An 18,115-nucleotide genomic window follows, 5' to 3' on the forward strand; every position below is an offset into this window, starting at 1 on the left:
CGACCGAGCCACTGAAAGGGAGACATCATGACCAACCCCTTCGAGGACCCCGACGGCACCTACCTCGTCCTCGTCAACGACGAGGGCCAGCACTCGCTGTGGCCGTCGTTCGCCGAGGTCCCCGCCGGCTGGACGGTCGCCAAGGACGAGGACACCCGGCAGGCGTGCCTCGACTACGTCAACGAGAACTGGACGGACATGCGGCCGAAGAGCCTCGTCGAGGCCATGGGTGAGTGAGGCCGGCCGGGCCCCGTCCCCGGAGGGCGGGCATCTGCGGATCCCCTCGGTCACCGAGTGGGAGATGGAGATGCTGGACGCCGCCGACCTGCGTCCCGCTCCGCTGCCGGGCGTCGAGATGACGTTCACCCTCGCCGGGCTGCCGTCCCCGGACGTCAACCGCGCGCTGTACGCGACCGTCGGCTCCCGCGTGTGCTGGACGGACCGCTTCCCGTGGACCTACGAGCAGTGGCAGGCCTGGGTGGAGCGCCCGGAGCTGTCGACGTGGATCGCCATGGCCGAGGGCACCATCGCCGGGTTCTTCGAGATCGAGGCGCAGCCCGGCGGGGACACCGAGATCCACCTGGTCGGCCTCACTCCCGCGTTCGTCGGGCGCGGCTACGGCGGCTACCTCGTCGAGCAGTGCACCCGCCGCGCCTGGCAGCGCGGCGAGCTGTGGGCCCTGGACTGCGGCCCCGCCGCGCGGGTGTGGCTGCGCACCAGTAGCCTCGACCACCCGAACGCGATCGCCAACTACCGGCGGCGCGGCTTCAAGGTGGCCGCGGAGAGCACCGCGACCAAGCTCGTCCCGGACCCGCGGGTCGCGCCGTGGCCGCTGCCGAGCGACCCCCGCGTGGCGTCCCGCCGGGACGAGGAGGAGGAGTTGATCACGTGACCTGGTTCCGCTGCCCCGAGACGCGCCCCTGGGCGTCGATGCGGCTGTTCTGCCTGCCGCACGCGGGCGGGTCGGCGGTGTTCTACCGGCCCTGGGCCAAGGCCGCGGGCCCGGCCGTCGAGGTGCAGGCCGTCCAGTACCCGGGCCGCGCCGACCGGATGGCGGACGCGTTCGTCACCGACGCCCACCAGCTCGCCCGCCTCGTCGCGGGGGCGATGGCGCCGCTGATGGACCGCCCCGCCGCGCTGTTCGGGCACAGCATGGGCGCCGTCCTCGCCTACGAGGTGGCGCGGCTGCTGGAGGAGCGGGGCACGCCCCCGGTGCACGTGTTCGCCTCCGGCGCCCGCCCGCCGGACGACCGCGGCGACGAGCGCGTCCGGGACAGGGACGACGACGGCCTGGTCGCCGAGCTGGCCAAGCTCGGCGGGACCGACGCCGAGCTGCTGTCCGACCCCGAGATGCGCGAGCTCGTCCTGCCCTACGTCCGCAACGACTTCACGCTGATCGAGGAGTACGCCCCGCGGCCGGGGCCGCCGCCGGCCGTCCCGCTCACCGCGATCATCGGGGACGCCGACCCGCACGTGACGCGGGATCAGGCCCGCGGGTGGGAGCGCGCCACCCGGGGCCGGTTCGCGCTGCGCGTGCTGCCCGGCGGGCACTTCTACCTGGCCGACCAGCAGCCCGCCGTCCTCGCCGAGGTCCTGCGCACGCTGGAGGTCCCCGCCGCGAGATGAGCGGCGGACGGGCCGCCCCCACGGGAGTCCGTGGCGGGGGCGGCCCGTCGCTGAGGGGGAGCCTCCTTCAGGATCTAGTAGACCGACACCCCGTACCGCGACAGCGGCTCGGTGACGGGCTGGAAGAACGTCGTCCCGCCCGAGGAGCAGTTGCCGCTGCCGCCCGAGGTCAGCCCGAGCGCGGTGTTCCCGGCGAACAGGGAGCCGCCGCTGTCGCCGGGCTCGGCGCACACGGTGGTGCGGATGAGGCCGCTGACGCTGCCCTCCGCGTAGTTCACCGTCTGGTTGAGCGCGGTGACCCGGCCGCTGTGCAGGCCGGTGGTGCTGCCGCTGCGGTACACGGTCTGGTTCACCGTGGCGTTGCCGGCGCTGGTGATGTCGCGCGTGCCGCTGTAGAGGTTGACCGAGCCCTGCGTGTCGGTGGGCGTCGAGCTGTACCGGACGATGCCGTAGTCGTTGCCGGGGAAGCTGGTCCCGGCCCTGGTGCCCAGCGTCCGGGAGCCGTCGTTCCAGCTCGAACCGATGTTGGTGCAGTGCCCGGCCGTGAGGAAGTAGTACGTGCTGCCGCTCCTGACGTTGAATCCGAGCGAGCAGCGGGCGCCGCCGGTGTAGATCGCCTCGCCGCCGCGGGTGAGGGTCTGGAACTTCCCGGCGACGGTCTCGGTGCGGACCGCGGCGCCCTGCTTGCTCGCGGCGGCGCGGACCTTCTTGAGCTTGGCGCCCTTGACCGTGCTGTCGACGCTCAGGACGACCTGGTTGCTGGCCGCGTCGACGGCCCAGGCGGTGCCGGGGACGGTCGCGTCGCGCTTGAGCGCGGCCTCGACCTTCTTCAGGTCGGCGCCGCTGCGCGCGACGGTCTGCGGGACCGCGCCCGCCGCGCGGACCGTGCTGGCGGCCTGCGCGTCGGTGACGGTGACGACGAGCTTGCCGCCCTTGAGGTAGGAGCCCGCGCTGCGGGTGCCCAGCTGGTGCGCCAGGGCGGTCGCGACGTCGCCGGGAGCGGCGGGGGCGGCGGGGGCGGCGGGGGACGCGGACGCGGCTGGAGCGGCGGCGAGGGTGGCTGCCACCAGTCCGGCCGCCGCCGTGGTGACGGCGGCGGCGCTGACGCGCCTGTGACGGATCTTCACTTATGCCTCCACGGGGGATAGGGCGCACCCGAGTGGTGCGCCGGAGGTCACCGACATGGTGTAAGAACCGTCAAGGCGGACGTAAGACGCAGAAGGTGACCAATTCGACACGTTCGCGTTGGCACTCTCGGCGCGGCGTCCGTGGTCAGTCCGGCAATACCGATCGCCGGGGGCCGGGAGCGCGAACGGTGTTCGGCCCCGGTCCCTCCGCCGGAAAGGCCGAAGGACCAGGGCCGAAACTCGCATGGCCTCCCGCCGCCTGGGAGCTCCGGCGGGCCGCCGGGAGCGCTAGTAGATCTCGACGCCGAACGCCGACAGCGGCTCGGCCACGGGCTGGAAGAACGTGGTGCCGCCGGAGGAGCAGTCACCGCTGCCTCCGGAGGTCAGCCCGACCGCACTGGACCCGGCGAACAGCGGTCCGCCGCTGTCGCCCGGCTCGGCGCACACCGTCGTCTCGATGAGGCCGCTGACGCTTCCCTCCTGGTAGTTCACCGTCTGGTTGAGCGCGGTGACCTGCCCGTCGTGGACGCCGGTGGTGCTGCCGCTGCGGGTCACGGTCTGGCCGACCGTGGCGTCGGCGGCGCCGGTGATGTCCTGGAACTGGCCGTTGACCGTGACGCCGCCCTGCGTGTCCTCCGGGGTGGAGGCGTACTTGACGAGGCCGTAGTCGTTGCCGGGGAAGCTGCTCCCGGCGTTGCTGCCGAGCGTGCCGCCCGACCCGTCGGTCCACGTGGAGCCCGCCTCGGTGCAGTGCCCCGCGGTCAGGAAGTAGTACTCGCTTCCCTTCTTGACGTTGAATCCGAGCGAGCAGCGAGCGCTGCCCGTGTAGATCGGGTCGCCGCCCGCCGTGAACATGCGGAACTTCCCGGCGACCGTCTCGGTGCGGACGGCGGCGCCCTGCTTGCCCGCCGCGGTCCGCACCTTCTTGAGCCGGGCGCCCTTGACCGTGCTGTCCATGGTGAGGACGACCTGGTTGGCGGCCGGGTCGACGGCCCAGGCGGTGCCGGGGACGGTCGCGTCGCGCTTGAGCGCGGCCATGACCTTCTTCAGGTCCGAGCCGCTGCGCGTGACGCTCTTCGGCACGGCCCCGGCGGCCCGGACCGCCTGCGCGGCCTTGGCGTCGGTGACCGTGACGACCAGCTTCTTCGACGCCTGGTCCAGGTAGGCGCCGGCGCTGCGGTCACCGAGCCGCTTCGCCAGCTTCGCCGCCGCGCCGCCCGTGTCGGACCGGGTGGCGGCGACGCGCCCGCTCGACGCGTCGAGGGAGGCGTTCGCGGCGGGAGCGGCGACGAGGGTGGTCGCCGCGAGCCCGGACGCCGCCACGGTGACGGCGGCGGCGGTGCCGCGGACGCGGTTGGAACGGAACTTCACTCTGCCTCCAGGGGGGATTGGGCGCACCCGAGTGGTGCGCCGGAGGTCACGGGCCATGCTGGAAGATTCCTGAACGCCCACGTAAGGCGAGAAAGTGACCAACCGGGCATCTACGGATTGTCACAATGGGTGCGGGTTCCGTGGTCGAAGCCCGGGGAGGATGGCCCGTTTAACCGTTTTGGGACTGGTCGGTAGGCAGGTCCATTGGGCCCCCGGGGCGCGGGAGGATGATCCGGTGACACTCCTGCTGGCCCGCTCCGTCCTCGAATCGCTGCTCGACCCCGCCCGGTGCCTGGACGCCCTGCGCCGCGGCTTCACGGCGGGGCCCGGCGGCACCGCGGCCCGCCGGGTGGTCACGAAGCCTCCGGGGGAGGGCACGGCGACGGCGCTGCTGCCGGGCGTGGTCGAGGGCGTCCCCGCCTACACGGTGAAGGTGAACGCCAAGTTCCCCGGCAGCCGCCCGGCACTGCGCGGCGTGGTCTGCCTGCACGGCCTCGGGACCGGCGAGCTGCTCGCGCAGCTGGACTCGGCGACCGTGACCGCCTGGCGCACCGGCCTGGCCGCCGCCCTCGGCACCCACGCCCTGGCGCGTCCGGGCGCGAGCGCCGTGGCGGTGATCGGCGCGGGCGCGCAGGCCGAACTGGTCCTGCGGGGGCTGAGCGAGCTGCGGGAGGTGCGCGGCCTCACCGTGTGCGACCTCGACGCCGCCCGCGCCGCGGACTTCGCCGCGCGGCACGGCGCCCGGCTGGACGTGCCCGCCGCCGTCGCGCCGGACCCGCGGGCCGCCGCCCGGGACGCCGAGATCGTCGTGATGGCGACCTGGGCGCGCAGCCCCCTCCTGGACGAGGCCGACGTGGCCCCCGGAACGCACCTCACCTCGCTCGGCGCGGACGAGCCCGGCAAGGCGGAGCTGGGCGCCGGCCTTCTGGAGGGCGCCCGCGTCGTCGTCGACGACGTTCCGCTCGCGGCCGAGATGGGCGTGCTCGCGGACGCCGGGGCCGGCCGGGAGGCCGGGACGCTGGGCGACCTGCTGCGCGGGCAGGCCTCCGGACGGCTGAGGGACGACGAGATCACGGTCTACGCGCCCGTCGGGCTGCCGTGGCAGGACCTCGCGCTGAGCTGGACGGCCTACACCGACGCCCGCGCCGCGGGAGCCGGTGTGGAGTTCGACTTCCTCGCCTGAATATTGAAACAGGTTCTAGTTTCTGCGTAGGCTGTGGCGAAGGCGACGCGACGGACCGGAGGTGACGCCGGTGATCTCGGACCGGTTCCGAATCGACGGCAGGGCGGCGGTGGTGACGGGAGCGGGCCGGGGCATCGGCGCGGCCACGGCGGTCGCCCTCGCCGAGGCGGGCGCGGACGTGCTCATCGCCTCCCGGACGCGCGAGCAGCTCGACGAGGTCGCCGCGCGGGTGGAGGCGGCCGGGCGGCGGGCGCTGGTCGTCCCATCCGACCTCTCCGACCCCGACGCCGCCGCCGAGCTGGCGGGCCTGGCCGCCGGGGAGTTCGGCCGCCTCGACATCGTGGTGAACAACATGGGCGGCGCCATGCCCGCCGCCTTCCTGGACACCTCGCCCCGGCACATGGAGAAGGCGTTCCGGTTCAACGTCGCCACCGCGCACGCGCTGACCCGGGCGGCCGTCCCGCACCTGCTGAAGGCGGACGGCGGCAGCGTCGTCAACATCTCCTCGGCCATGGGCCGGCTCGCGGGCCGCGGCTACCTCGCCTACGGCAGCGCCAAGGCGGCCCTCGCCCACTACACCCGGCTCGCCGCGTCCGACCTGGCGCCGCGCGTGCGGGTCAACGCCATCGCCGTCGGCTCCGTCGCGACGTCCGCGCTCGACATCGTGATGACCGACGAGGGCCTGCGCACCGAGATGGAGCGCAGGACGCCGCTGCGCCGCGTCGGCGAGCCCGAGGACGTCGCCGCGGCCGTCCTCTACCTCGCCTCGCCCGCCGCCGCCTACGTCACCGGAAGCCTGCTGCGGGTGGACGGCGGCATCGACGCCCCGAACCTCGACCTCGGTCTGGAGGACCTGTGACCTACCGCGTCGTCCAGTGGAGCACCGGCAACGTCGGGCGGCACGCGATCGCGGGCATCGACGCGCGCCCCGACCTCGAACTCGCCGGAGTGTGGGTCTCCAACCCGGCGAAGGCGGGCCGCGACGCCGGCGACCTTGCGGGTCTCGGCCGCGACCTCGGCGTCATCGCCACGGGCGACGCCGACGCGCTGCTCGCCCTGCGGCCCGACTGCGTCGTCTACACCTCGATGGCGGACGTCAGGCTGATGGAGGCGATCGACGACCTGTGCCGCATCCTGCGCGCCGGGGTGAACGTCGTCTCCAGCAGCCCGGTGTTCCTGCAGTTCCCGGACGGCGTCGTCCCGCCCGAGATGTCCGACCCGGTGCGGGAGGCGGCCGCGGCGGGCGGCGCGTCGATCTTCGTCAACGGCATCGACCCCGGCTTCGCCAACGACGTGCTCCCGCTCGCCGTCACCGGCATCAGCGAGCGCATCGAGCAGGTGCGCTGCATGGAGATCCTCAACTACAACACCTACGACCAGGCCACGGTCCTGTTCGACATCATGGGCTTCGGCCGCCCGCTGGACGATACGCCGATGCTCCTTCAGCCCGGCGTCCTCACCATGGCGTGGGGGAGCGTCGTCCGGCAGATCGCCGCCGGGCTCGGCGCGGAGCTGGACGAGATCACCGAGTGGCACACCCGCCTCCCCGCGCCCGAGACCTTCGCCGTCTCCGCCGGGAGCATCGAGAAGGGGACCGCCGCCGCCCTGCGGTTCGAGGTGCGGGGCATGCGCGGCGGCGAGGCCGTCGTCGTCCTGGAGCACGTCACCCGGCTCCGCGACGACCTCGCTCCCGACTGGCCGCAGCCCGCCGGCGCGGGCTGCTACCGCGTCGAGGTCCGCGGCGAGCCGAACTACACGGTGGACCTGCGGCTCCTCGGCACCGACGGCGACCACAACACCGCGGGCCTGAAGGCCACCGCGATGCGCCTCGTCAACGCCGTCCCCGCCGTCGTCGAGGCGCCGCCCGGCCTGCTCACCGCCCTGGACCTGCCGCTGATCCCGGGCCGCGGCCTCCTCTAGCCCCTCGCCCCTGGAACTCCAGGGCGTCGAGGAGCGGGAGGAGCCGCTCCTCCTCGTGGTCGAGGTGCGCCTCCAGCGCCGTGGTGAGCCGTTCCACCTCGGTGAGCAGGGACGCGGGGTCGCCGCCGTCGAGGACGCGGCGCAACTCGTCCAGGAGCCCGCTGATCACCTCGTGCTCGTCGCGCAGCTCCGCCAGCGCCTTCGCGAGTTCGGGATGCCGCCGCTCCAGCAGCGGGAACATCTGCTGGTCCTCGCCCATGTGGTGGTGGCCGAGACCCTGGCACAGCGTGAGGCAGTTGACCCGCAGCTGGGCGCCCACGGCGGCCCCCGACGCGGCGACCTCCTTGCGGATCAGCTCCAGCTCCGAGCGGAACGCGCCGTGCACCGCGAGGAGCATGGCAGTGGGCGACTCCGGCCCCCCGGGCGGCCCCGGGGCGGCCTGGACGAGGGCGACGACGGGCAGCGTCCGCCCGGACTTGGCCTCGTACTCGGCCCACCCGGGATCGGCCTCGACCGCCCGCGCGAAGGCGCGGTCGCGCTCGCCGCCCTCCAGGACGACGGCGTCGGCCTCGTAGGTGAACACGCCGCTCTCGACCCTGACGCGCGGGTTCGCGACCAGGTTGTGGAACCAGGCCGGGTTCCGCGGAGCGCCCCCGGCCGAGGCGATGACGAGGACGCGCCCGACGCCGTCGGGCAGGTAGCCGAGCGGCGTCGTGTGCGGGGCGCCGGTGCGCGCCCCGGTCGTGGTCAGCAGGAGCAGCCGCCCGCCCTCGAACGGGCCGCCGACCCGCCCGCCGTTCGCGCGGAACTCCTCGATGATCTGCCTGTTGAAATCCATCTGTCTCCTGAACCGTTTCTGCGGGCATGGCTGTTCACGGCACGCCTGTTTTCGGGCATGCCTGTTTCCGGGCACGGCTGTTTCGCAGCCGTTTCCGGGCATGGTGAGTAAGCCACGGAAAGGGCATGCTTCCGTGGCTTGGGAAAGGTGGGATAAGGGCATGCCGAAGGTGCGGGCATGCTTGTTGACGTGGCGCTGCGCACACAGGAGGCGAAGCGCTGACACGCGCGGAGAGCGCGGAGCGCCGCTCGCGCGGAAAGAAAGAAGGAGGGGGAGTGGAAAGGCGGGCCTCGGGCCCGCGCCGGCCTCACTCGGAGGCCGGGAACCTCACTCGCTCGTGGCCCATGGCCGACCCGGCAGTCACAAAAAGCAGATTACCGGCGCCCCGTCCGGAAATGCAAGATCAGATGCCTTCGCGATGGGCGACCGCGGCGGCCTGGGTGCGGCTGGAGACGTTCAGCTTGCCGAGGATGTTCGACACGTGGACGCTCGCCGTCTTCGGGGAGATGAACAGCGCCGCCGCGATCTCCCGGTTGTTGCGGCCCTCGGCGACGAGCTTGAGCACCTCCCGCTCCCGGCCGGTGAGGGAGGCGAGCGGTCCGGACGGGCCGGGCCGGGACGCCGCGCCCGCGCGGCCGATGCCGAGCCGGGCGCGGGCGCCGAGGTCGCGCAGCGCGGCCAGCAGCGGCTTCGCGCCGAGCCGCTCGGCGGCCTGCACGGCCGCCCGCCACTGCTCGGCGGCCTCCTCCCGGTCGCCGTTCTCGGCGAGGGCCTCCGCGAGCCGCCACCGCGACCGGGCCACCTCGTAGACGAACCCGCCGTCCGCGTCGCCGTAGGTGAACAGCTCGGCCGTCCTGCGCCACAGGCCGACGTCGTGGACGCCGTCGAGGCGGCGTCGCTCGGCCTCGGCGCGGGCCAGCCAGCCCTGCCCCTCCCAGCCGAGCCAGGTGCGGGGCCGCCCGTCGACGTTGACCGCCACGACGCTGCGCGCGACCCGCAGGAAATCGTCGCCGGCCTCCCTCGCGGCCCGCAGCGACTCCTCGTCGCCGGCGGCGCGGGCGCGGGCCGCCCGATCGGCCTCCGCCCACAGCCCGGTCGCCGCCACGCGGATGGCCCCGACCGTGTCGACGTAGATGGTGTCGAAGACGTCTCGGACGTGCTCGGCCGCCGTGTCAGGGTCGCCGCGCCACAGCGCGTGCTCGGCGGCCAGCCCCCGGGCGAGGTAGTTGACGAACCCGTCCTGGCCCCAGAGTGGAGCGATCCAGCGCAGCCGCTCCTCGACCGTCGGCGCGCCCTGCGCGACCTCCAGGAACAGGGCGTACGCCGACACCTGCGCCTCGGGCGTCCGCACGACCTGGACCGCGAACTCGTCGGTGAGCCGCCCCGCCTCCGCCCAGTTCCCCGAGGTGTAGTGGACGAGGTAGCGCAGGGACCGCAGCACGATGCCGAACGTGCTCCACAGGATCCCGTTGTCCACCGCGTACTTCACGCCCTCGTCAGCGGCGCGGACCGCGCCCGCGAGGTCGCCGCGGTCGAACTTGGACCGGGCGCGGTGGAAGAGCGCCCGCATCGCGATCATGGAGCTGTCGCCGGCCGCCGCGGCGAGCTCGTGGGCGCGGGCGAACAGCTCCGAGACGCCGGTGTCGGCCTCCCGCGACTCGCGGTACACGCCGAGCGTGACCAGCAGGCTGGCCTCGGCGCCGGGGGCGCCCGCCCGGCGCGCGGTCTCGATGGCGCGCTCGGCGAACCCGGGCATCTCCCCGTCCGGGTCCCGGTACATCAGCGTCCGGGCGTAGGTGGCGAGCGCGCCGGCGCGCTCGACGGTCGGCGGGTCGGCCGGCAGCATCGCGACCGCCTCGCGCGCCACCGCCTGCGCCTCGGAGTCCTCGTCGAGGTCGCCGAGGTAGGCGGCCAGGTGCTCGCGCATCAGGCAGCCGAGCCGCGCGTCGGCGGGGTCGGCCGCCGCCAGCATCCGGCGCAGCCGGTGCACCGCCCGCCGCAGGTCGCCCGCCCGCGCGGACGCCTGGACGGCCGACATCGACAGGCGCAACCGGTCGGTGCCCGCGGCGGCCTCCGGGTCCGGGACGGCGTCCCACAGCTCCAGCGCCCGGTCGTAGTGCTCGTAGGCCTCGGCGGGCGCGGCGAGGCGGTCGGCCTCGCGGCCCGCCCGGACGGAGGCGGCGAACGCGGCGGGCAGGTCGTGCGCCGCGAGGCTGTGGTGCGCCAGCTCGGCCGCCGACCCGCGCGTGCCGTCGGGCAGGCCCGCGAGGAGCCGGGCGAAGTCGGCGTGCAGCCGGGTCCGCTCGCCGGGCAGCAGGTCGCCGTAGACGGCCTCCCGCAGCAGCGCGTGCCGGAACGTGTACCCGGCGCCGGACGGGACGAGCAGCTGGTGCGACACCACCTCGCGCAGCGCCTCGCCGACGGTGGCCTCCTCCAGCCCCGACACGCGGCGCACCAGCTCGTCGTCGACGCGGCGGCCCGCCACGGCCGCGACCCGCACCACCCGCTGGCCGCCCTCCGAGAGCCGCTCGATCCGCGACAGCAGCAGGTCGGCGAGCGCGGACGGCAGCCCGGCGGCCCCGTCGTCCTCGACGTCCAGGCCGGAGGAGTACAGCTCGGCCGCGTAGAAGGGGTTGCCCTCCGACCGGCGGTGCACCCGCTCGACGGTCCGCGCCGCGACGGGGGCGGACCCGCGCGCCAGCTCGGCGAGGTACTCGGCGGTCTCGCCCGGCCCGAACGGGCGGACCTCGACCCCGGTCACGTTCGGCAGCCGCAGCAGCTCGGCGACCACGGGCCGCAGCGGATGCCGCCGGTGCAGGTCGTCGGACCGGTAGGTGCCGACGAGGCAGACCCGCTCGCGCTGCAGGACGCGGCTGAGGAACGTCAGCAGGTGCCGGGTCGACCGGTCGGCCCAGTGCAGGTCCTCCAGGACGAGCAGGACGGGCCGGTCGTCGCCCAGTTCCCCGAGCAGGCCGAGCACCGCGCCGAACAGCTGCTGCTGGCCCAGCTCGGAGCCCTCGCCGGGGCCGCCCTCGCCGTCCGGCAGCAGGCGCGCGAGCGCGGGCCGGGCGTCGAGCGCGGCGCGGAGCCCGTCCGACTCGGCCGCCCCGGCGTGCGCGGCGGCCCACAGGGCGTCGATGAGCGGCAGGTAGGGCATGCTCTCGCCCAGCTCGGCGCACTGCCCGACGAGGACCGTGCAGCCGCGGTCGAGGGCGGTGGCGGTGAGCGCGGACACCAGGTGCGTCTTGCCGACCCCCGCGTCGCCGCTGACGAGCACGACCCCGGCGCTGCCCGCCGCGGCGCGGTCCAGCGCCGCGGTCAGCTCCGCGAGCTCCGCCGCCCTGCCGATCAGCACGTACTGCCCCTTCTGGTCATCCCGGTCGAGTATCCCACCGTGGGATACGTGGACGGGCCCCGGATCCGGGGGGATCCGGGGCCCGTCGGGGACGGTGCGCGTCAGCCGGCAAGCGCGGGGGACTTGTCGGTCTCGAGCTCCGCCTCGTCCTCCTCCACGACGGGCTCCGGGACGGGAAGCACCTTCAGGTACGCCCGGAGCGTCTCGGCGGCGATCCGCTCCAGCGAGTAGCGGGAGCGGGCGCGGTCGCCGGCGGCGATGGAGTAGCCGTGCAGGGTGGTCTCCTCCGACAGCAGCTGCCGGATCGCCCGGCCGATCACGACCGGCCGCGCCGGCGGGACGTGGATGCCGGTGATGTGGTCGAGGACCTCGTCGGCGTTGCCGCCGGCCGGGGTCGCCGCGACGGGGACGCCGCAGGCCATGGCCTCCAGCGGCGCGGTCGGGGACGGCTGGTACTGGGCCAGCGACAGCGCGAGGGAGGCGGTCCGCAGCAGCTTCGGCAGCGACTTGCGGGGCAGCCGCCCGAGAAGGATGACCCGGTCGGCGACGTGCAGCTCCTTGGCGAGCATCCGCAGCCGGTGGACGCCCGCGTCGTGCTCCAGGTCCTCGCGCTCCGGGCCGCCCGCGACGGCCAGCTCGGCGTCGGGGACGTGCACCAGGGCGCGCATCGCGGTCTCGACGTCGGCGCCGAGGTCGTCGCAGACCATCACGAGGCGGGCCCGGTCGCCGCGCGGCATCGCGGGGCCGGTCGGGGAGAACAGCTCGGAGTCCACGCCGTAGGGGACGACCGCGACCGACGGCCGCGCGACGCCCATCCGCACGACGGCGGTGGCCTCTTCGGCGTGCCCGGCCAGCACCAGGTCGGCGTCGCGGCCGATGGCCTTCTCCAGGCGGTCGCGGTGGGGGTGGACCTGGCGTCCGGCCTGCCGCTCGGCGGTGGCGACGCCGTGGTAGCTCTGGACGAACGGGATGCCGAGCTCGCGGGCGACGGCGCAGGCGGCCAGGCCGCCGATCCAGCCGTGCGCGTGCACGATGTCGGGGCGCGCGGAGCCGGACCAGCGGCGGCGCAGCCCGTCGGCGAAGTCGCGGAGGTGCTGGAGGAGCTCGTCGTCGGACAGCGGGCGGGCCGGCCCGGCGTCGAGGTGCACGAGGGCGGCGCCCGGCGCGAGCTTCACGCGGCCGCGGGCGGAGCCGTCCTGACGGCGCGTGTAGACCGTGACCTGGTTCGGCTCGCCGTCGGTGACGAGCGGCCGGGTCAGCGTTCGGGCGAGATCCCGGACGTGGACTGACTGCAGGTGCTCGCCGTCAAGGTCGGAGGCGGACACCAGGGCGATGTGAAGCGGGTGCTGCATGACGGATCCTCCGGGACTACACATGGGAAGCTCGGAGGTATCTGCGTCGTAGACACCTGCTCGGACAGTTTCCTATCCCTCCCCCCCGTTCGTCAAACCCGACGAAACGGAATACCTACCTCCGAGTTCGCCGGCACCGCGCTCACTGCGGCGATACTCGGGAAGATGGACGACGAACCGATCTGGTACGTGGCCTACGGCTCGAACCTGTTCCGGGACAGGTTCCGCTGCTACCTGGCCGGGGGGCGGCCGAGCGGCGGGGCCCGCCACTACACGGGCTGCCGCGACCCCCGTCCCGCCCGGGCCGAGCGCCCGGTCACGGTCCCCGGCGGCATCTACTTCGCGCTGACGTCCCTGACCTGGGGCGGCGGCATGGCCTTCTACGACCCGGAGCTCCCCGGGCGCGCCGCCGCCCGCGCCTACCTGCTCACCCGCCGCCAGTTCTGCGACGTCCTCTCCCAGGAGATGCGCCGGGAGGTCGGCGCCGACCATGATCTCGGCGAGGCCGTCGAGCGCGGCCGCCAGCGCCTCGGCCCCGGCCGCTACGAGACCGTCCTGAAGGTGGGGGAGCACGCGGGCCGCCCCATGCTCACCTTCACCTCGTCCGAGCCGCATCCCCCGAACGCGCCCACCGCGCCCTACCTGGCGATGCTCGGCCGCGGCCTGCGCGAGGCGCACGGCTGGTCCGCCGCCCGCGCGGGCGCCTACCTCGCGGAACGTCCCGGCGCCCGCGGGCACTGGGCCGCCGGGGAGATCACCGCCCTCCTCGGCTAGGTTCGAGCCATGAACCCCGGTGACGTCGTCGACGACTTCGAGCTCCCCGACGAGACGGGCGAGGTGCGCACCCTGTCCGGCCTGCTGGCGGAGGGCCCGGTCGTCCTGTTCTTCTACCCGGCGGCCATGACCCCCGGCTGCACCGCCGAAGCGTGCCGCTTTCGCGACGTGGTCGCCGAGCTTGCGGAGGCGGGCGCCCACCCGGTGGGCATCAGCGCCGATCCGGTCGCCAAGCAGAAGGAGTTCGCCGACCGGCACTCCCTCGGCTACCCGCTGCTGTCGGACCCGTCGGGCGAGGTCCGCGCGCGGTTCGGCGTCAAGCGCTCCCTGGCGCTCATGCCGACCAAGCGCCAGACGTTCGTGATCGACACCGACCGCCGCGTCCTCGCGGTCGTCAGGAGCGAGATCCGCATGAACGCCCACGCCGACAAGGCCCTGGAGGCGCTCAGGTCCCGCCGGGGCTGACCTCGCCGGACACGATCGGCAGTGTGATCGAGGACGGCCGCCCGGGGTCGTGGAAGATCTCCTGGTCGGCGGTGAGCATCTCGGTGGCCGTGCCGATGGGCGCGCCGGTGCCGGGGTTGCGGGCCACCCGGGGGTAGGCCCCGCTGGCCACCTGCACGCGGACGCGGTGGCCCCGCTTGAAGCGGTGGCCGACCGGCCAGAGCTCCATGGCGACGTGGCGGACCCCGTCCTCGGAGGGCTCCGGGGAGCCGGGGACGAGCCGGCGCATGCCCTCGCAGAGGTTGAGCGACTCGCCCTCGGGCGTGACGTCGCAGAGCCGCACGACGAAGTCGGTGTGCTCCCGGTTCGAGCGGATGTGCAGGTCGGCGGTGACCGGGCCGATGACCTCCAGGTCGTCGTCCAGGACGGCCGAGGTGTAGGTCAGCACGTCGCGGCGGCGTTCCAGGCGCCGCTGGTCGGTGGACGGGTGCGTCTCGCCCAGCAGGGTGGGGCCGCCGAGGAACGGTGTCGGGTGGTTCGGGTCGTAGCGGTAGCGGTCGGCCTCGGACTCCCGCGGCGAGCCGGGCGACAGGGCTCCCGCCGGCTGGAGGTGCCAGCGCTCCTCCCGCATGCCGGGGACGGGCCAGTCGGGGAACTCGCGCCACTCGTCGGCGCCGGTGACGAAGATTCGGACGGGCTGGTCGCGCAGGCCGGACGGGTCGTCCAGCAGGTGGGCGCGGAACCAGGCGATGGCGTCGCTGATCGAGCCGCGCATCATGCGCTGGTCGGCGTGGAACCAGGGGCCGATCGTCAGGTAGGGGCGCCGGCCCGCGGCGCGCAGGGCCGCGTAGTCCTTCATCTGCCAGGGCAGGAAGATGTCGTACCAGCCGCCCGTCATGTTCACCGGTGCGGTCACCTGCGAGACGGTGGTGCTGAAGTCGCGCTTGTCCCAGAACGGGGTGTCGGGGCCGTTGACCAGCAGGTCCTGGAAGAAGCGCTGCTGCCCGCCGGTCGCGAGCCGGTCCAGCTCGGCCAGCGGGCGCCCCGACAGGGTGGCGCGGCGGGCCCGGCGCGGCGACATGATGCCGGTCGTGATGCCCGACAGGGAGTGCTTCATCCGGGCGGTCAGGTCGACCCAGATGAGCGCCGACTCCAGCGCGAAGGTGCCGCCCACGTTCACGGCGTCCCGGAAGGTGGACGCCGTGACCTGCATCGACAGGGCCTTCAGTTCGGGTCCGGCCTCGGCGGCGACGGCCCACTGGACGTAGCCGAGGTAGCTCGGCCCGTGCATCGCGAACGTCCCGCCGAACCACGGCTGCGACGTCAGCCAGTCGATGGTGGCGAGGCCGTCCTCGCGCTCGTCCAGGGCCTCGAAGACGCCGCCGGACCCGAAGCCGCCGCGCACGCTCTGCACCACGGCCTGGAACCCGTGCGAGGCGAACCCCTGCCCGCACATGAGGCCGAACGGCCCGCGCCGACCGTAGGGCGAGCGGACCAGCACCGTCGGCGCCCTCTCGACGCCGGCGGGCGAGTACCGGTCGGCCAGCAGCGTCACGCCGTCGGCGGCGGGCACCTCCAGGTCGCGCTCGACCGTCACCCGGTGGGGGCCGTTCCGCAGTCCCAGCGCCGTGACCCCGAGCCGGCGCATCACTCCCACAGTCACCACTTGATCGATCGTAACCGGCAGGTCGGCGGGCTCGGCGGCCACATGTCCCGTGATGTGCCTCGCAGGGCGCCCGGTCTTCACTACGATCGTGGACGCTAACTCCGCAAATCGGGATCTTTTGCATGCGGCTCCGCCGCCGGACAGAGGAGGAATCTTCCGCGTCATGGCTCTTCACCTGGGCGATCTGAGCTGGCAGCGGGGCGTGGGCGCCGCCGCCGTGCTGGTGGCGGCGGTCGGGATCGCGGTGATCCTGCGGCTGCTGACCGGCCGGCTGTTCCGGCGCGCGGGCGACACCCGCTGGGCGTGGGACGACCTGGCCGCCCGCCTGGTCAAGGACCTGGCGGTGCCCGTCTCGGTGCTGCTCGGCCTGTGGGGCGCGGCCAGAGTCCTGGAACTGCCTCGGGGCACGCTGGACGTGATCGCGAAGGTGCTCACGGCCGCCGCCATCTTCATCGTCTCGCTGGCGATGGCGCGCCTGATCGCGGGCTCGGTCACCTCGATCGCGCTGGCCCGCCAGGGCGTCGCGGCCAATGTGACGATCTTCGCCAACATCACCCGGGTCGTGGTGCTGTGCGTCGGCATCCTGGTGATGCTCCAGAGCCTCGGGATCTCGATCTCGCCGCTGCTCGGCGCCCTGGGCGTGGGCGGCCTCGCGGTCGCGCTCGCCCTCCAGGACACCCTGGCCAACCTCTTCGCGGGCGTGCACGTCCTTGCGTCCAAGACGATCGAGCCCGGCGACTACATCAAGCTGAGCAGCGGCCAGGAGGGGTACGTCGTCGACATCAACTGGCGCAACACCTCCATCCGGACCCTGTCGGACAACATCGAGGTCATCCCGAACCAGCGGTTCTCCGACACGATCCTCACCAACTACCACCGCCCCGCCGAGGACATGTCGCTGCTGATCCAGGCCCGCGTGGCCTACGAGAGCGACCTGGAGCGCGTCGAGAGCGTGGTCGTGGAGGTCGGCCAGGAGGTCATGAACGAGGTCCAGGGCGGCGTGAAGGACGCCGAGACGCTGGTGCGCTTCCACACCTTCGGCGACTCGTCGATCGGCTTCACCGTGATCCTGCGGACCGACGAGTTCGGCGACCAGTTCCGCCTGAAGCACGAGTTCGTCAAGCGGCTGCACCGCCGCTTCGCCAAGGAGGGCATCGAGATGCCCTACCCCCGCCGCCAGCTCATCCTCCCCGACGGCGAGGGCGCGCACGGCCTGGTCAGCTGACGAACCGGACGTCGGGGTGGCGGGCCGACGGGCGGTCCAGGATCGGACGGTGCCGCCCGCGCAGCGCCCGGTCGAAGAACGCCGTGACGTAGGCCCGCACCGCCGCCGTCATGCGTCCCGGGTCGACCGTCCCGACGAGGGCGGCCCGGTCCTCGGCCGGGATGTCGAGCGCCTCGTCCAGCTCGGGCAGGAAGGCCTGGACGTCGGTGTAGGAGTAGTGGCTCGCGGCGGGCACGTTCAGATCGCGCTTCCAGCCGGTCGAGCGGCTCCAGAACGACCCCCAGGACGGGCTGGTCCGGTGCGTCTGCGGGGAGCCGCCCGTGGCGGCCCCCATCAGCATGAACGGCCGGTCGAGCCCGGTCCTGGCCACCTCCACGAAGTCGTCGTCCGCGTACTGCATGGTGCCGTCCATGTCGATGCCCGCGTCCACCCGCCGGTCGGTGCGCATGGCCTCGGCCGCCTCGATGCCGCCCGCGGAGTGCCCGACCATGCCGACGCGGGACAGGTCGAGCGTCCGTCCCAGACCGCGGGGGAGGGGCCGTCCCTCGGCGTCGGGGTTGCGGCCGTCCCGCAGGGCGGCGAGCCGGTCCAGGACGAGCCGCGTGTCCTTCACGCGCGCGTCCAGCGCGGTCTTCAGCCGTTCGGGGCCCTGCGGCGGCAGGCGCTGCGGCTCGACGCGCCCGCCGGGGAACTCGACCGGGGCCGTCTCGTAGGTGTGGTCCACGGTGACCACCACGTAACCGCGGCCGGCCAGCTCTTCGGCGAGCGTGGTGCCGAGCGCGCGCGGGACGCCGAAGCCGGGGGAGTACAGCACGACGGGCAGCATGCGGCGGGCGTCGGCGGGGACGCCCTCGGCCGCGTGGGTGCGGGCGCCCGCCCAGTCGACCGTCCCCGCCTTGAACACCCCCAGCGCGTCGACCTCGGACAGTACCCGCGCGACCCCGGGCCGCAGGTACGGTGCCGTCGTTCCCGAGCCCGTCGCGGCCGGGTACCAGACGCCGACCATCAGCTCGCGGGTCCGGCCGGGCACCCACGGGTCGGGACGCCCGGCGTCCACGAGGTGCAGCTCCGTCGTCCCGATGGCCTGGTGCGGACCGGTCGGGCGCGGCAGATCGAAGGTCGCGGGCGCGTCGGCGGACGTCTTCGCGGCGTGGACGGAGGTGCCGCACGCGGACAGCGCGAGGGCGACGGCCGCGGCCGGGAGCACGCGGCGGGACACAGGTGATCGCATCCC

The 18,115-nt window shown here is 74.1% G+C and carries 16 protein-coding genes; 9 read left to right on the plus strand and 7 right to left on the minus strand.

Annotation, left to right across the window (positions count from 1 at the left end; all coding sequences use genetic code 11):
* Positions 1–27: 27 nt before the first annotated feature.
* Genes FKD65_RS38725 through FKD65_RS38735 form a run of 3 tightly spaced genes read left to right on the plus strand, consistent with a single transcriptional unit; the run spans position 28 to position 1,626 of the window.
* Positions 28–237: an MbtH family protein gene (locus tag FKD65_RS38725; RefSeq protein ID WP_141584275.1), complete on the plus strand. Its 210-nt coding sequence runs from the start codon at positions 28–30 to the stop codon at positions 235–237.
* Positions 230–892, plus strand: a complete 663-nt coding sequence (locus tag FKD65_RS38730) for a GNAT family N-acetyltransferase (RefSeq protein WP_240809818.1) — start codon at positions 230–232, stop codon at positions 890–892. Before FKD65_RS38725 ends, FKD65_RS38730 begins: the two co-directional genes overlap by 8 nt.
* Complete coding sequence (locus FKD65_RS38735; RefSeq protein WP_205718410.1) at positions 889–1,626, plus strand: thioesterase II family protein; 738 nt, start codon at positions 889–891, stop codon at positions 1,624–1,626. Before FKD65_RS38730 ends, FKD65_RS38735 begins: the two co-directional genes overlap by 4 nt.
* Before the next feature lie 74 nt (positions 1,627–1,700).
* Here the strand turns inward: FKD65_RS38735 and FKD65_RS38740 are convergent, their stop codons facing one another.
* Both FKD65_RS38740 and FKD65_RS38745 read right to left on the minus strand, forming a co-directional pair.
* Entirely contained in the window at positions 1,701–2,753 is a 1,053-nt protein-coding gene (locus tag FKD65_RS38740; RefSeq protein ID WP_240809819.1) for a S1 family peptidase, read from the minus strand.
* Between the two features lie 288 nt (positions 2,754–3,041).
* Positions 3,042–4,124, minus strand: a complete 1,083-nt coding sequence (locus FKD65_RS38745) for a S1 family peptidase (RefSeq protein WP_205718411.1) — start codon at positions 4,122–4,124, stop codon at positions 3,042–3,044.
* A 235-nt stretch (positions 4,125–4,359) separates the two neighbouring features.
* Here FKD65_RS38745 and FKD65_RS38750 point away from each other — a divergent pair, with 235 nt between their 5' ends.
* The 3 genes from FKD65_RS38750 (at position 4,360) to FKD65_RS38760 (ending at position 7,227) form a co-directional block, all read left to right on the plus strand.
* Positions 4,360–5,307: an ornithine cyclodeaminase family protein gene (locus tag FKD65_RS38750; protein WP_141584279.1), complete on the plus strand. Its 948-nt coding sequence runs from the start codon at positions 4,360–4,362 to the stop codon at positions 5,305–5,307.
* A gap of 70 nt (positions 5,308–5,377) precedes the next feature.
* Positions 5,378–6,166: an SDR family oxidoreductase gene (locus tag FKD65_RS38755; RefSeq protein ID WP_141584281.1), complete on the plus strand. Its 789-nt coding sequence runs from the start codon at positions 5,378–5,380 to the stop codon at positions 6,164–6,166.
* Positions 6,163–7,227: a diacylglycerol kinase gene (locus FKD65_RS38760; protein WP_141584283.1), complete on the plus strand. Its 1,065-nt coding sequence runs from the start codon at positions 6,163–6,165 to the stop codon at positions 7,225–7,227. The genes FKD65_RS38755 and FKD65_RS38760 overlap by 4 nt, the downstream gene beginning before the upstream one ends.
* On the opposite strand, the gene FKD65_RS38765 is transcribed toward FKD65_RS38760, so the two are convergent.
* From FKD65_RS38765 to FKD65_RS38775, 3 genes are all read right to left on the minus strand, one after another.
* Complete coding sequence (locus FKD65_RS38765) at positions 7,181–8,065, minus strand: nitroreductase/quinone reductase family protein (RefSeq protein ID WP_141584286.1); 885 nt, start codon at positions 8,063–8,065, stop codon at positions 7,181–7,183. The two genes, FKD65_RS38760 and FKD65_RS38765, sit on opposite strands and share 47 nt — an antisense overlap.
* 403 nt (positions 8,066–8,468) lie before the next feature.
* Positions 8,469–11,420, minus strand: a complete 2,952-nt coding sequence (locus tag FKD65_RS46425) for a LuxR family transcriptional regulator (RefSeq protein ID WP_141584288.1) — start codon at positions 11,418–11,420, stop codon at positions 8,469–8,471.
* A gap of 101 nt (positions 11,421–11,521) precedes the next feature.
* Positions 11,522–12,772 (minus strand): glycosyltransferase, encoded by a 1,251-nt coding sequence (locus tag FKD65_RS38775; protein WP_141584290.1) that lies wholly within the window; start codon positions 12,770–12,772, stop codon positions 11,522–11,524.
* Between the two features lie 165 nt (positions 12,773–12,937).
* On the opposite strand from FKD65_RS38775, the gene FKD65_RS38780 reads away from it, so the two are divergent.
* Positions 12,938–13,546: a histone deacetylase gene (locus FKD65_RS38780; RefSeq protein ID WP_141584292.1), complete on the plus strand. Its 609-nt coding sequence runs from the start codon at positions 12,938–12,940 to the stop codon at positions 13,544–13,546.
* 9 nt (positions 13,547–13,555) lie between these two features.
* A complete protein-coding gene (locus FKD65_RS38785) occupies positions 13,556–14,011 on the plus strand; it encodes a peroxiredoxin (protein WP_141584294.1) in 456 nt (151 codons plus the stop codon).
* Here the strand turns inward: FKD65_RS38785 and FKD65_RS38790 are convergent.
* Positions 13,992–15,656, minus strand: coding sequence for a CocE/NonD family hydrolase (locus tag FKD65_RS38790; RefSeq protein ID WP_368367172.1), 1,665 nt, complete (start codon positions 15,654–15,656; stop codon positions 13,992–13,994). The two genes, FKD65_RS38785 and FKD65_RS38790, sit on opposite strands and share 20 nt — an antisense overlap.
* Before the next feature lie 163 nt (positions 15,657–15,819).
* Between FKD65_RS38790 and FKD65_RS38795 the strand changes: the two genes are divergently transcribed.
* A complete protein-coding gene (locus tag FKD65_RS38795) occupies positions 15,820–16,881 on the plus strand; it encodes a mechanosensitive ion channel family protein (protein WP_141584296.1) in 1,062 nt (353 codons plus the stop codon).
* On the opposite strand, the gene FKD65_RS38800 is transcribed toward FKD65_RS38795, so the two are convergent.
* On the minus strand, positions 16,874–18,112 hold the full coding sequence (locus FKD65_RS38800) for a lipase (protein ID WP_205718412.1): 1,239 nt from the start codon (positions 18,110–18,112) through the stop codon (positions 16,874–16,876). The two genes, FKD65_RS38795 and FKD65_RS38800, sit on opposite strands and share 8 nt — an antisense overlap.
* Positions 18,113–18,115: the final 3 nt, after the last annotated feature.

Origin of the sequence: Actinomadura sp. WMMA1423 (assembly GCF_006547145.1) — a bacterium.
Taxonomy (GTDB): Bacteria; Actinomycetota; Actinomycetes; order Streptosporangiales; family Streptosporangiaceae; genus Spirillospora.

Coding starts and splice junctions, on each gene's coding strand:
- FKD65_RS38725 (WP_141584275.1), top strand. CDS start 28: ATGACCAACCCCTTCGAGGACCCCGACGGCACCTACCTCGTCCTCGTC.
- FKD65_RS38780 (WP_141584292.1), top strand. CDS start 12,938: ATGGACGACGAACCGATCTGGTACGTGGCCTACGGCTCGAACCTGTTC.
- FKD65_RS38795 (WP_141584296.1), top strand. CDS start 15,820: ATGGCTCTTCACCTGGGCGATCTGAGCTGGCAGCGGGGCGTGGGCGCC.
- FKD65_RS38800 (WP_205718412.1), bottom strand. CDS start 18,112: ATGCGATCACCTGTGTCCCGCCGCGTGCTCCCGGCCGCGGCCGTCGCC.
- FKD65_RS38785 (WP_141584294.1), top strand. CDS start 13,556: ATGAACCCCGGTGACGTCGTCGACGACTTCGAGCTCCCCGACGAGACG.
- FKD65_RS38775 (WP_141584290.1), bottom strand. CDS start 12,772: ATGCAGCACCCGCTTCACATCGCCCTGGTGTCCGCCTCCGACCTTGAC.
- FKD65_RS38765 (WP_141584286.1), bottom strand. CDS start 8,065: ATGGATTTCAACAGGCAGATCATCGAGGAGTTCCGCGCGAACGGCGGG.